The organism is Wolbachia endosymbiont (group A) of Andrena fulva (genome assembly GCF_964026815.1).
Classification (GTDB): Bacteria; Pseudomonadota; Alphaproteobacteria; order Rickettsiales; family Anaplasmataceae; genus Wolbachia; species Wolbachia pipientis.
Genome location: NZ_OZ034701.1, coordinates 165965 through 178788, shown reverse-complemented (window position 1 = coordinate 178788; position 12824 = coordinate 165965). Strand labels below are relative to the sequence as shown.

Annotated in this window: 14 protein-coding genes; 5 read left to right on the top strand and 9 right to left on the bottom strand. The window is 34.8% G+C overall.

Annotation, left to right across the window (positions count from 1 at the left end; translation table 11 throughout):
* Positions 1-12: 12 nt before the first annotated feature.
* Positions 13-1503, bottom strand: coding sequence for an ATP-dependent protease ATPase subunit HslU (gene hslU / locus AAGD84_RS00900; protein WP_006280200.1), 1491 nt, complete (start codon positions 1501-1503; stop codon positions 13-15).
* Between the two features lies 1 nt (position 1504).
* On the bottom strand, positions 1505-2059 hold the full coding sequence (hslV, locus tag AAGD84_RS00895) for an ATP-dependent protease subunit HslV (RefSeq protein WP_006280198.1): 555 nt from the start codon (positions 2057-2059) through the stop codon (positions 1505-1507).
* Positions 2060-2174: 115 nt separating this feature from the next.
* Between hslV and gshA the strand changes: the two genes are divergently transcribed.
* Positions 2175-3335 carry a glutamate--cysteine ligase gene (gene gshA, locus AAGD84_RS00890; protein ID WP_341818044.1) on the top strand — a complete coding sequence of 387 codons (1161 nt, stop codon included), beginning with the start codon at positions 2175-2177 and terminating at the stop codon, positions 3333-3335.
* 3 nt (positions 3336-3338) lie between these two features.
* Here the strand turns inward: gshA and AAGD84_RS00885 are convergent, their stop codons facing one another.
* From AAGD84_RS00885 to AAGD84_RS00875, 3 genes are all read right to left on the bottom strand, one after another.
* The gene (locus AAGD84_RS00885; RefSeq protein ID WP_006280195.1) at positions 3339-4136 is read right to left on the bottom strand and encodes a hypothetical protein; all 798 of its coding nucleotides are present in this window, start codon (positions 4134-4136) and stop codon (positions 3339-3341) included.
* Between the two features lie 70 nt (positions 4137-4206).
* Positions 4207-5154: a ferrochelatase gene (hemH, locus tag AAGD84_RS00880; protein WP_341818043.1), complete on the bottom strand. Its 948-nt coding sequence runs from the start codon at positions 5152-5154 to the stop codon at positions 4207-4209.
* Positions 5155-5976, bottom strand: coding sequence for a hypothetical protein (locus tag AAGD84_RS00875; protein ID WP_264719055.1), 822 nt, complete (start codon positions 5974-5976; stop codon positions 5155-5157). It abuts the gene before it with no gap.
* A gap of 113 nt (positions 5977-6089) precedes the next feature.
* Between AAGD84_RS00875 and ndk the strand changes: the two genes are divergently transcribed.
* Positions 6090-6509, top strand: a complete 420-nt coding sequence (ndk, locus tag AAGD84_RS00870; RefSeq protein ID WP_182309846.1) for a nucleoside-diphosphate kinase — start codon at positions 6090-6092, stop codon at positions 6507-6509.
* 311 nt (positions 6510-6820) lie between these two features.
* On the opposite strand, the gene AAGD84_RS00865 is transcribed toward ndk, so the two are convergent.
* Positions 6821-6997, bottom strand: a complete 177-nt coding sequence (locus AAGD84_RS00865) for a hypothetical protein (RefSeq protein ID WP_179945710.1) — start codon at positions 6995-6997, stop codon at positions 6821-6823.
* A gap of 623 nt (positions 6998-7620) precedes the next feature.
* Between AAGD84_RS00865 and recR the strand changes: the two genes are divergently transcribed.
* Together recR and AAGD84_RS00850 are read left to right on the top strand one after the other, a co-directional pair.
* Positions 7621-8220: a recombination mediator RecR gene (gene recR, locus AAGD84_RS00855; RefSeq protein WP_400772272.1), complete on the top strand. Its 600-nt coding sequence runs from the start codon at positions 7621-7623 to the stop codon at positions 8218-8220.
* Between the two features lie 3 nt (positions 8221-8223).
* Complete coding sequence (locus AAGD84_RS00850) at positions 8224-9444, top strand: P-loop NTPase fold protein (RefSeq protein WP_155969219.1); 1221 nt, start codon at positions 8224-8226, stop codon at positions 9442-9444.
* Between the two features lie 45 nt (positions 9445-9489).
* On the opposite strand, the gene AAGD84_RS00845 is transcribed toward AAGD84_RS00850, so the two are convergent.
* Complete coding sequence (locus AAGD84_RS00845; RefSeq protein ID WP_341818042.1) at positions 9490-10314, bottom strand: hypothetical protein; 825 nt, start codon at positions 10312-10314, stop codon at positions 9490-9492.
* Positions 10315-10383: 69 nt separating this feature from the next.
* Positions 10384-11748: a pyruvate dehydrogenase complex dihydrolipoamide acetyltransferase gene (locus AAGD84_RS00840; RefSeq protein WP_006280214.1), complete on the bottom strand. Its 1365-nt coding sequence runs from the start codon at positions 11746-11748 to the stop codon at positions 10384-10386.
* A 220-nt stretch (positions 11749-11968) separates the two neighbouring features.
* On the opposite strand from AAGD84_RS00840, the gene AAGD84_RS00835 reads away from it, so the two are divergent.
* Entirely contained in the window at positions 11969-12310 is a 342-nt protein-coding gene (locus AAGD84_RS00835) for an SH3 domain-containing protein (protein WP_341818041.1), read from the top strand.
* Here the strand turns inward: AAGD84_RS00835 and AAGD84_RS00830 are convergent.
* Positions 12307-12792 carry a hypothetical protein gene (locus AAGD84_RS00830; RefSeq protein ID WP_010082090.1) on the bottom strand — a complete coding sequence of 162 codons (486 nt, stop codon included), beginning with the start codon at positions 12790-12792 and terminating at the stop codon, positions 12307-12309. The genes AAGD84_RS00835 and AAGD84_RS00830 overlap by 4 nt on opposite strands.
* Positions 12793-12824 lie beyond the last annotated feature (32 nt).

Sequence of the window (12824 nt, the reverse complement as noted above, 5' to 3'; positions counted from 1 at the left end):
TTTTCGTTTTTCCTAAAGTATAAACTTAGATAAATCAAGCTGCTTCGAAATTGACTCAAGTTTATCTTTTACATACTTGCTGTCTATAATGAATTTTTCGCTATTTTTCTCAGAAGCAATGAAACTTATTTCATCTAAAAGCTTCTCCATGACAGTGTGAAGCCTTCTTGCGCCTATATTTTCCACTTGCCTATTAACTGTAAACGCTATTTCAGCTATGGTTTTTATACCATCATCAGTGAACTCAAGTGTCACATTTTCTGTTTTCATTAAAGCTATGTACTGCTTTAACAAACTAGATTCTGGTTCCTTTAATATTCTTATTAAATCCTCTTGAGTAAGTGCCTTAAGTTCTACCCTGATCGGTAATCTGCCCTGCAATTCCGGTAAGAGGTCAGATGGTTTAGACTGATGAAAAGCACCAGATGCAATAAATAATATATAGTCTGTTTTTACATGGCCATACTTAGTTGTAACAGTTGTTCCTTCAAGTAATGGTAACAGATCGCGTTGCACTCCTTCTCTGTTTACTTCACCTTTTACTTCTGTACGCGCTGCAATTTTGTCTATTTCATCCAAAAATACTATACCGTCATTACTAACAAGATCAATGGCTTCTTTGATTATCTTATCTTCATCCATTAGCCTTTCACTTTCTTCATTAATTAATATTTCACGCGCTTCTTTTACCTTCACCGTAATAGTTTTTGTTTTTTTGCTCCCGTTAAACATCTTGCCCATTATTTCTGTTACATTCATCACACCAACTTGCCCACCTGGCATGCCTGGTATATCGAAAGTAGGTAACATACTCTTGCTCTCTCTGACGTTAATAGAAACTTCTCCGTCCTCAAACTCTTTATTCCTCAACCTTTCTCTAAAAATTTTTTTACTCTCTTCGGTTGCATTTTCGCCTACCATAGAGTTTACTATTGTTTTCTCAGCTAAAATTAAAGCCTTTTTAGCTAAGGCTTTACGGGCTTTCTCTTTAACTAAAACTATTGCTGCATCAACTAAATCGCGTATTATCGAATCAACGTCACGTCCAACGTACCCTATTTCAGTAAACTTCGTTGCCTCAATTTTTATGAACGGTGCACCGGCAAGTTTTGCTAAGCGACGAGCTATTTCAGTTTTACCAACCCCTGTATGACCGATCATCAATATATTCTTAGGTATGATTTCATCACGCAATGGAAATGGAACCTGATTGCGACGCCAACGATTTCTGAGCGCAATAGCAACAGCACGCTTTGCATCATCCTGTCCGATTATGAATCTGTCCAATTCTTTAACTATCTTCTGTGGTGGCAGGTCATCTAACAAAACTTGAGTGCTGTCATTAACTTGAACATCGCTGTCATTTGAATCAAAACCACTCTTAGTATCTTTATAGAGGTTATCTTTTTCATCGTAGGTGTCACTACTACAAGACCGCCCTTCTGAAAGGGTTATGGGCTGATTGGAAAAATTGGTGCATAAAGTTTTTTGCTTGGAAGACATATCACTCCTCTATCTTTTCAATAACTACATTATGATTTGTATAAACACATATATCGCCAGCTATCTTCATAGCCTTTTTCGCAATTTCCTCTATTGATATTCCTTTAATGTCAATTAAAGCTCTTGCTGCAGATAGAGCAAAATTTCCCCCAGAGCCAATAGCTGCGACTCCATCTTCAGGTTCAAGAACATCACCTGTTCCCGTAATTACTAATGAAATAGATTTATCTGCAACGATCATCATAGCTTCTAATTTCCTCAGATATTTATCCATTCTCCAGTCTTTTGCAAGTTCAACACATGCTCTCATTAATTGCCCTGGGTGCTTGTCAAGTTTAGATTCTAATCTTTCAAAAAGAGTAAATGCGTCGGCTGTTGCCCCGGCAAATCCAGCAATTACGGAATCACCAGAAAGACGCCTAACTTTTTTTGCTCCAGATTTTATAACAGTGTGGCCCAGTGAAACTTGTCCGTCACCTATTACTACTACACTTTTATCTTTTCTAATTGATAATATAGTAGTGCCATACATTTTATTGTTATCGTGTTGAATCATTTTTCTATCACTTTAAATAAGAATCTCATTATACTTTAATCTTTAGTCAAATTTACTAAATATGTTCAACTATAGCTTATAATATAATACCTTCCTTATAACATTTAAAGTGCAGATGCAAAACATAATTCACCCAGATTTGGAAAAAAGTATAAATAATTGGTTCGAAGCAAAATTTAATGGCCTTACATCGCCATTTTATAGCTCTATAGATCTTAGAAACTCTGGCTATAAAATCGTTCCAGTAGACGCTAATTTATTTCCTGCGGGGTTCAATAACTTAAGTGAAGAATCAAGAACGATGGCAGCAAGATTGATAAAAAGCTATTTTAAAAGACATCAATACAAAAAGGTTCTTATAATACCGGAAAATTATACACGCAATAAAATGTATATAGAAAACGTATTTGTTATAGAGAAAATACTACAACTCGCAGGTTTTGAGACTAGAATTGGCCTTTTATATAATGAAGTATACAATTTAATAGAACAGTATGAAACTGTTGTGAAAGAAAACTCTCTGCTAAAGACAACTTCAGGATTTGTGCCTGATGTTATTATACTGAACCGTGATATGACGAGCCACATTCCAGACACGCTGAAAGACGTAAAGCAAGATATAGTACCAAGCCCACTATACGGTTGGCATAGCAGGCAGAAATTTAAGTATTTTGAAATCTATCAAGAATTAGCATCTGAGTTTTGTGGCAAATTTAAAATAGACCCATGGCTAATTTCTGTGTTTACAGAGAGCCGTGATGGAGTTGATTTTGATGATGATTTGTCACTAGGAGCAGTAGCAACTAAAGTTGACCAAATATTATCTCTAGTGCAAAAAAAATATGAGGAATATGAAATAAAAACACAACCTTACGTTTTTATCAAAGCAAGCAATGGCACATATGGGATGGGCATTATAACAGCAACAAGTGGAGAGGAAATATTAAACCTCAATAAAAAAAAGCGTCATAAAATGAAAAAGATAAAAGAAGGAATAGCAATCAATAGCGTTATTATACAAGAAGGTGTACCAACCATTGACATGTTTAAAAGCAGTTCTGCAGAACCGCTAATATACTATATAGGAGATACTCCAACATGTTACTTATACCGATGTAATAGCAGAAAAGATGTATATTCTAGCTTGAATGCCACTGACTGTGAGTTTCATGATGTTAGCCAGGTTGTAGAAGGTAAAATTCTATCACTTTGGAGTATTGTTAGCAAATTAGCAGTACTAGCGTTGGCAGTAGAAATAAAATCTTTTCATCCCTAATTCTTATACCTCTACAGTGCTGTCATTAGAATGACCGTTTATATTATGAACATCATCAAGTTCAGTGGAAGGATCATCATTGACAGGTTGTTGAAACAATTTGTCAAGCTGAACTGCAAGAAATACTGCACTATATATTATGCTGACTGTTACGCTTAAGTTGAAATTATAGATTATACCATTACCTAAGTTTATTGGTATAGTTGGAGTCTCTATCCTTCTTAATATGAAGTTTAATAAACCTAACGACAAAGTTAATGTGCTAATAATAAGGTCCTTCTTACACTCAGCAGACTTTTCAGGATCCTTATTATCCAGATATTCCTTGCATGTATAATAATAGCTTATAGGTTCTGAAATGAACAAAAATAGGATCGTTGAGGTTAAGTTAATATAACTTATTATGTCTGTATTGCTTCCAGTGCAAAAATGGATGATTTTCAACATCATTAGCGCTTCTATGGTGCTGCTTGCAAGATTAGCCGATTTACCCACAATTTTTGCCAGCTCTTTTTTACTCTCAGGGTTTCTGTAATCCTTAATTAGATCCTGTAGAGTAAATGCAGAATGGGCAATGTATAGAATAGATGTCGGAAACTTTACTAGTCGAGCAACATTCCGTATAAGAAAGATATTGGATCTATTATTGTCAATGAACTCGCAGCAAAATTGCAGTGAAATCTTACACAATAGGGCTGTTAAACCTGTTGTGATGCAGATTACCTTCCTGAAATCATGATCATAAATATCATGCACCCTTTGTGCGAGTATGTTAGATTTCTTTTTTAGCTTGTTTGGCATGAAATAGTTAATAACTTCCTGTTATTCTATCACATAAAATCCTAAAAGAAAAGCCCTATGAATCAGGACTTTAAGGGAGATTTATGCACAAATCGGCTAAGCATTTTATAAACAAGGGATCGGTACTGAGAGTTGGCACACGAAAGTAATATCCATCCTTGATAATTGCTTTATATTCTATATCAAGTTCAACTAGAGTTTCTGAATGCTCAGAAACAAAAGATATAGGTGATAGAACTACAGGTACACCATCAGCTTTTGCGCGTAATAGCTCACTTTCAGTGCTTGGCTCTAGCCATTTTACAGGACCAATCTTACTCTGATAACATATTGACCAATCTAAGTTATTGATAGCTAACTTTTCTACTATTAACTCTACGCTTCTTTCTACCTGTGAAGCGTAAGGGTCGCCCTTTTTAATGATACTAAGAGGTAAGCTATGGGCTGAAAATAGGACTCTTGGTTTACCGATTTTTCTAGCCAATTTATAGTACTTAGCTATCAGATTAGTGTGAGCTTCAATAAAATCTTGGTTATCATAATAACGGTGAATCATTTTTGTATTGCATTTTAGGCCATACCGTTTAGCATTTTTTTGCCAATTCTCGATGGATGACAGAGTTGTGGTAGTTGAATATTGTGGATACAGTGGCAGCAGAATTACTTCGTCAGGATCAAACTGTTTTACACTTTCAATAACTTCGTCAGCAAATGGACGCCAATAGCGCATGCAGATGAATACCTTGTGTACATGGTTTCTATTTTCGTTTAATTTTAGTTCTAAAGCATTAGCTTGCATTTTTGCATTCTCTAGAATTGGCGATTTACCTCCAATTTCCTCGTATATTTTTCGTGCAGTATTTTCTCGTTTCGCAGATATAAACTTTGCTAAAAGAAACCGAAAGGGATTCGGTAGATTGATTATTCTCCTGTCATAAAAAAGGTTGAATAAAAAAGGACGGACCGCATTTAGTGAATCAGGCCCGCCAAGATTAAATAAGATAACTGCCTTTTTCACCTACGCACTACTACAACAAGTTACTTCTGGGGTGCCTATAAAATTAGCTACACACTCATCAAATTTAGTTATAGGCACTAAATTTCTTACACTGGCATACAATAAGTGGCCTGATCTCTTCAGGTTACTCTTGGTGGATGTGAAGTTCCAATCGAAAAATGTATCGACAAAAAGACTTGGTACCGTTTCAAGAAGTTCAACAGCAGCTAAAGATAGCATTATACAACTTTGCAGGACATTCAGAAGAACCTTGAGGGGAAAAAGTAAAACTTTAACGAAAAGAGAGGTGCTACTTGTTTCATCCAGTAGTCGCCCTGAGTTAGGCGAATTATACTCGGTGTGTTTTCTATTTTGATCAAAGATAGGAAATTTTATAGTATCTTTCTTAAATTCCGCATCTATTTCTTTTCTACTATGGTTAGTGATTTTTTCCATTAACTTCTCACGCAGATGAAAAGTTCTGACAATAAAACATGTGGCAATCATTAAGGAAGCACATAAAAGTGCGCATTGCATGAGGCTCATACTGCCTAGCATAGCTGGCAGTGCAAAACAAACAAATGGCACTATGATAGCCATTTCAAGCAATGGAATAGTATTCCTTTTCATTGCAAAGGCAGCACCTTTTTTTAATTCTGTATTATGATGTGAACTATATTCCAAATAACTTAAAAAGGCCAAATTAAAAGTTAAAAATCCTTTTGTTCCACAAAAAAGTGATGACTTAAAGTTACTTACTAATTTTTTAGTAGTAGATTTAGCTTGTTTTTTAGTGGTAGGCTCAGCTTGTTTAGTAGTGTTATTTTTACAACATTCACCCATACAATACCTCCTTGATGGTTTATTCTTAACTATAAATAAAAAACTGCTTTTATCAAATCAAAATTTACAATAAAATAAATCTATAAATATACTATTTTATATAAGGAAATAATATGGCAATTGAGAAGACACTTTCAATCTTAAAACCTGATGCAGTAAAAAATAATATTACAGGCAATATAAATTCCTACATCGAACAATCTGGGCTGAAAATCACAGCACAAAAAATGATGTTACTAACAAAAAAACAAGCAGAGCTGTTTTATGAAATTCATAAAGATAGGCCTTTTTTTGGGGAATTAGTAGAGTTTATGACCTCTGGTTCTGTGGTAGTTCAAGTTTTAGTTGGTGAAAATGCAGTAAGTAAATACAGACAAATCATGGGAGCTACCAATCCAAAGCAGGCAGATAAAGGCACAATCAGGGGTGATTTTGCTGATGATATTAGTGAAAATAGAGTCCACGGCTCGGATAGTCTAGAAAATGCTCGTAAGGAGATAGCTTTCTTTTTTGCTGAATGTGAGTTGGTGTAGTTAACTCAGATTGGCGTCATCCAAGTAGCTGACAACATAGAAACGAAAAAACTTGCTTGACACCCTCCGCCAGCCCCCTTATCATGAAACTGAAGCTATTGTATTTGCTTTCGCCAATCTGCAGATTAAAAGGTAAGGATTACTTAATGTATCGGCGTCTTATGTTCAATTTTTTGCAGTATATAGATACTGTATGTCTTTACAAAACTTCATCTACATCTAGGTTTTTATCTAAATAAGCTGAACGCGCTTATAAAGCGTTACAAGACATCAAAAAATGCCAATACTCGACAGAGATAGTAAAAGACTAGCTAACTCGGGGATTCTTTGTCTTTTTTTCTGCTTAGTAAATTTCTTAAACATTTGCAGCGTAAGTTAGTTGCAATTAAAAGCGGCTGAATCTCGCTTGTCAAGCGTTTAAAACATAAAAAACGCCAATATTTTAAAGCGGATAATAACCCCAGGGCTTCTTTTGCCTTTTTTTTCATTTGGTAAATTTCTTAATATTTATAGCTAAAGTAATTTAAAAGTCCGTGAAGGGTGTCATGCCAGTGCTTGACACTGGCATCCAGTTTTCCATATAATCTCATCAAAAATGTTTATTTTCTAGCTACTTTTATACTTATCAACCCAGTATGCTTACTTACAATTAAAATTTCTGGATCCCAGTGTCTGGGCACTGGGATGACAGCTAGCCTGACAACCGTCATCCCGCTACTTGTTAGCGGGATCTAGAGATACCGAGAATGAATCGCGGTATGACGTAGGACTGCTGTCATTCCAGTCTGGAATCTAGTTCTTATTGTACATTTACTTGGTAGAGTTAAATTTCCTGGATCCAAGTAGTCGGCTACTCGGATGACAGGAGAAGGTACTGCCGTCATAAAGGAACCAGTGTCAGCTACTTGGATGATACCTTTTTCTACTTAGTTTGGGTTATGCAAGAAGTCTATTATAATCAGGCTTTAAGTGTGCGGAAGTAATTTTTTTCGTTAAAGTAAAAAATTTTTTCTATAGCTGATCAAAGTGGGATCAAGAGAAACTTACCACTTTCTTTACAAAGGGTTTGATGTTACCATTTGACTACCTATTCTGAATTTATTGGATGAACATTAACATAAAAAATCTAGTTCATGCTTTCTCTAAATTGCCAAGTTTAGGGCCATCATCATCACGCAGGTTAGTTATACATTTACTCCAAAACAAAGAAAAAGTTATGCTACCACTTGCATCTTTGATTAAAGAGCTAGCAGATCTTATAATAGAGTGTGAAGTTTGCGGAAATCTAGATACTAAGTCACCTTGTTCTATTTGTACTAACCCAAAACGTGACACTAAGTTACTGTGTGTAGTAGAAGAATTAGGTGATCTATGGGCGTTTGAAAAAGGAAATATATATTCAGGTTTATACCATGTTTTGGGTGGCAGATTGTCTGCAATAAATGGCATAGGTCCAAAAGAACTCAACCTTGACACTATTCTGAAAAGAGTGACAGAGTCTAAAATTGAAGAGATAATTATCGCAATTAATCCGACATTAGAGGGCCAAGTTACTGCACAATATATAATTGAATTGCTAAAAAATTTGGATGTGAAAATATCACGCCTTGCTTGCGGCATACCAATGGGCGGAGAAATTGACTATCTTGATGAAGGAACGCTGAGGATAGCACTTACTTCAAGACAAGAATATGAGTTAAATATAAAATAAGACATGTGCTTAAAAAAACTTATATCGCTCATAACATTCAAAAAGAAAAAAATAGTGCCACCACTTAAAGTGGTGGCTTGGGAAAATGACCGCCTAAACTATAAGCAATTTTCAGGTAAATTCAACACTATAATTAAAACAATTGATCAGTCTTTTACAATAATATCTTTAGAAGGATATGATGGATGGGGCAAGACGTTTTTTTTGAAAGAATGGGTAAAAGAGTTAAAACAGCAAAATGAAATTGTAGCTTATTATAGTGCATGGGATATCAATGCATTGGACCAACCACTTCCTTCTTTTTTAAATTTTCTATTTGAAGATTTATTTGCATCGTATGAAGTAAAAAGAAGCGTTATACAACAGTTCAAGAACATAAACCAAGAGCTATTTTCTCTAAACACACTAGGAAAGCTGATCAGTAAATCTCCACTTGCTATGCTTTCAGTATTTCTTGATGCTGCAAAAGAGGCTGATAAAAAAGACATAGGTTTTGTCTTGAGTGAATTAAGTCTTCTCCAAAGAAGAAAAGAGAGTACTAGAGATTTCAAAATACAGTTAGCGGATGTGGTTAATAAAATCAGAAAAGACAAAAACATTTATATAATGGTGGATAATCTTGATGTGTGCCGTCCTAAATTCGTTGTCGATTTTTTGGAATCTATAAAGTATATGCTTGATGTGGAGGGGCTGGTTTTCATTATTTCTGTAAGTAAAGATAAGAGTAATGTACAAAGAGCAATCAGCACAATACTTGGACCAAATTTTGACCTAAAATCTTTTACTGATCTCTCTTTACATTTGCCAAAACAACCGATAGAAAAATTTACAAAAGAACTATTTGAAAATATTAAATTACCGAAAAAGTCAAAAAATTTGATTGTAGATAGTTTTATATTTTATGCAGAAAGCCTGTCACTATCGTTAAAAACAATAGAATACTGCGTAAAAAAAATAAAGCTGTGTCTTCTGAATCACACAAGAGAAGAATTACCTGATCCGAATTTGTTTGCATTTTTGGTAATACTGCAATCAATAAATATTGATATATATGAGGAACTAGATTCCTCATGTCAAAGATCCTTGGAAAAAATTGAAAATGAATATAAATCTTTAGTTCTAAATGGTCAAGAAGAATGGGAAAAACTTAAAACCTCTCTAGAAACTGCTTTTGCAGAGAGGGAGTCAAAAATTAACAAAGCTATAAAGGATATACTATTTTGAAAAGATACCCTACCTTCACATATACAAAGATAGGGTAACATTTGATTAACGCCCTTTTACTATGTCATTACCTTGTTCAAACTTTCTGATTAATTCGCTTACATTGACATTAGATAATTTTTTACCTGCAGATTTGTCATTATGTGAAGCATCAGGTTTACGAAGGTCTTCCTTACTGTTACTCCTAGTAATATTACATCTAACAATGTTTGAATTATTAGACTTATCGCTTACATCTGAAATATTGCTTTTTTCACTACATGAAGACGAATTACTCGACATATTGCCTAAGCTAAAGAGCTTTTTACCTTGATAGATTGGATTCCAATCAAGTGGATTATAAGTTTTTTTGCTAGTCTCAACCTTTTGGTTATTTTGCTGTTTAGGAGAAAAACCAAGTTTTTCTCTTTCTTTCTTGCTTAGCGTTTTGAGAAATTTTACGGTTTCTAATTCATCAGTTGCTTGTACTTTATGTAAATCAAAGCTTTTTTGATGGTTATCCTGCTTAACATTTTCCATCATTTTATCTTTTATTGTTCTATCCTCATCATCAGAAGTGCTGCTACTAATATCACTGATACCACTATCCCCTGAATTGCGGCGTTGTTTGTTAGGAGTGCTATGAATGTTGTCTTCCATGAGTTTTTGCATTGTTGGGCCAAATGTTCTTCCAAGATTGCTACTCACTGTTTTATTACTATCATTTGCTTGAGAATGAGGTACATTTCGCTCAAAAATTGCTTTTATTCCAGCAAATTTAGCTTGGGAAGATTTCGGAGGAACAGGTGGGGCAACCATGCCTTTTAAGTTAATCTTTCCTTCATTTTGAGGAAAAATTTTTGGATTATTTTTTTCTACTGTAGTATTCATTTTTTTACCTCTAAACCTATTAACTAATAAAAGTATAAACTTAGAGGTATTAATTTTGTAATAACAATGCTAATAGATTACCGCAGTTTCAATAAGCATCACCAGAGGATTCTCTATATAATGCTTAAAGGCATTTAAAAACTTTGCTCCGAGTGCCCCATCAACTGCTCTATGGTCAACAGAGAGCGTTACTGTCATTATTTCTGCTATTTCTATTTTCTCATTCATAACAATTGGTTGTTTTTTAGATGCACCAACTGCCATAATGCAAGATTGCGGCGGATTGATTATAGCACTGAAGGCTTTTATACCAAACATCCCTAAGTTGGAGATAGTAAACCCTCCTCCTTGAAACTCTTCAGGTTTCAATTTTCCAGATCTTGCTCTGCTTACTAAATCTTTCACTTCTTTTGATATAGATAAAATACCCTTTTTATCAGCATTTTTTACTATAGGAGTAATTAGCCCATCTTCAAGTGCCACAGCGATTGAAATATCTATATTTGAATATCTCAGTATTTTATTATCTATCCACGAAGAATTTATATCAGGAAATTTTTTCATGCTGAAAGCTGCAGCTTTTATGATTAGATCATTAATTGTTACTTTATTGTTTTCATCTGCTGAGTTAATCTCGTTTTTTAACGATATTAACTTATCAACCTGGCAGTCTACAGTTAAATAAAAATGTGGAACATTCTGTTTTGATTCAGTCAGGCGCTGTGCTATCACTTGGCGCATGTTGCTTACTTCAACTATGGTATCTTTCTCAGGACTTTCAGTATGTATACCACTGCCTAAAAACTCCAACACATCAGCCTTAATTATGCGACCATATGGTCCTGTACCTTTTAATTGCTGCACATTAACCCCTTCATTTTGAGCTATTTTCTTAGCTAATGGGCTTATTTTTGTTCTACCTTCTGCATAACCCTCTGTCATCTGAGTAGCTGACACTGGGATCCATTCTTCTTTTCTAGATCCCAGTGTCAAGCACTGGGATGACATTGAGGGGTTGGATTCCAGCGTCACGCGCTGGAATGACACCGAAGAATGACTTATTGGCTTTCCGTTTAAATCTTGGTGTTCTGATTTTTGATTATCAACAGCACTTTTTGTCACTTCCTTTTTAACTGCACTATTGATGGAAGTTGAAGTATAGTTGTTAAGTGCACTTTCATCTTCTCCTTCTTCCAGCATTAAAGCTATTGGTTGATTTACAGGCACGCCACTTGTTCCTTCTGTTACTAAAATTTTTGCTAAAACTCCTTCATCTATAGATTCAAACTCCATTATGGCTTTATCAGTCTCTATCTCAGCAATTACGTCGCCTACTTCAACTTTGTCTTGTTCTTTTTTATGCCACTTTACAATTTTTCCTCCAGTTTTGCTCATTGTCGGTGAAAGAGCAGGCATTAATATTTCTATAGGCATTGATTTTGCATTTAAAGATCTATTCAATTTTTAATTTACTCTTTATCTTATGTCAACCTAATCGTGAATTATGATGAATAAGTCTGTTACACTATCCCTCACGTTATCCCAGTGCGTGACACTGGGATCTTGGTTCAGTACTATTATCCTATTGTTTTTATTATTTAGCCATAGCTTGTTTGCTAACAACTTTGTTTCAACCAAATCAAATAAGATCAACATGAGAACGGGGCCAGGGTTTCACTATCCTGTAAAATGGATATACACTTGCAAAAATCTGCCCCTGAAAGTGATAGAAGAGTTTGAGAGTTGGAAAAAGGTCTGCGATATAGATGAAGACTGCGGATGGATAAAAGGCAATCTTCTTAGTGATAAGCGCTACACGATTGTAAAAGAAGATACTTATGGATATCAAAAACAGAGTGTAGACAGCAAGATTACTATGAAAATAGACAAGTTTGTTGTGATGAAGATAGAAAAATGCAACGAAGAATGGTGCTTTCTTTCCACCCCAAAACGCAAAGCATGGGTACAAAAAAAACATATATATGGGGTTGATTAGGTTGACAAAAGATCTGAATTAACACTAGTTTCTGGGCCTTCTGTAGCATGCTCTTCAGATGAAGCAGAGGGTTCTTGAGGCTCTGGAGACTGTACAGGGCTATCACAGAAACTCCTTAACATCTCCTCAGCGGATGAATCTAAAATTTGTACAATAGACTTTTCACTCTGCTCTTTTAGCGATTGATCCACTCTAGAAATCAACTCAGAAAACTCGCTACCTGATTTTTCAGCTTCACTTTTTATTTTACTTTCTATGCTTGCAATATTACCTTGGTCAATTTCTTCTTTTGTTATGTTGAATGACTTTGCAACATCTTGATATCCAATCTTGCAATTTCCACAACCAATTATGCAAAAAGTAATAGAATCAGATATTTCGCTTGCAGCCCAATTATGTATAGTGTAAGCCAAATAATTGTCATGGTATTTAATGCTAAATTGTTGTTCTATTAACTCAGAAATTTTATTCTTTAGAGACATAAAGCACCCTCCTCTTACATTCGTTATACCTT

What these genes read in the sequence shown, in the direction of transcription:
- hslU (WP_006280200.1), bottom strand. Translation starts at nt 1,503, where the DNA reads ATGTCTTCCAAGCAAAAAACTTTATGCACCAATTTTTCCAATCAGCCC.
- hslV (WP_006280198.1), bottom strand. Translation starts at nt 2,059, where the DNA reads ATGATTCAACACGATAACAATAAAATGTATGGCACTACTATATTATCA.
- gshA (WP_341818044.1), top strand. Translation starts at nt 2,175, where the DNA reads ATGCAAAACATAATTCACCCAGATTTGGAAAAAAGTATAAATAATTGG.
- AAGD84_RS00885 (WP_006280195.1), bottom strand. Translation starts at nt 4,136, where the DNA reads ATGCCAAACAAGCTAAAAAAGAAATCTAACATACTCGCACAAAGGGTG.
- AAGD84_RS00875 (WP_264719055.1), bottom strand. Translation starts at nt 5,976, where the DNA reads ATGGGTGAATGTTGTAAAAATAACACTACTAAACAAGCTGAGCCTACC.
- ndk (WP_182309846.1), top strand. Translation starts at nt 6,090, where the DNA reads ATGGCAATTGAGAAGACACTTTCAATCTTAAAACCTGATGCAGTAAAA.
- AAGD84_RS00865 (WP_179945710.1), bottom strand. Translation starts at nt 6,997, where the DNA reads ATGAAAAAAAAGGCAAAAGAAGCCCTGGGGTTATTATCCGCTTTAAAA.
- AAGD84_RS00850 (WP_155969219.1), top strand. Translation starts at nt 8,224, where the DNA reads ATGTGCTTAAAAAAACTTATATCGCTCATAACATTCAAAAAGAAAAAA.
- AAGD84_RS00845 (WP_341818042.1), bottom strand. Translation starts at nt 10,314, where the DNA reads ATGAATACTACAGTAGAAAAAAATAATCCAAAAATTTTTCCTCAAAAT.
- AAGD84_RS00840 (WP_006280214.1), bottom strand. Translation starts at nt 11,748, where the DNA reads ATGCCTATAGAAATATTAATGCCTGCTCTTTCACCGACAATGAGCAAA.
- AAGD84_RS00835 (WP_341818041.1), top strand. Translation starts at nt 11,969, where the DNA reads ATGAGAACGGGGCCAGGGTTTCACTATCCTGTAAAATGGATATACACT.
- AAGD84_RS00830 (WP_010082090.1), bottom strand. Translation starts at nt 12,792, where the DNA reads ATGTCTCTAAAGAATAAAATTTCTGAGTTAATAGAACAACAATTTAGC.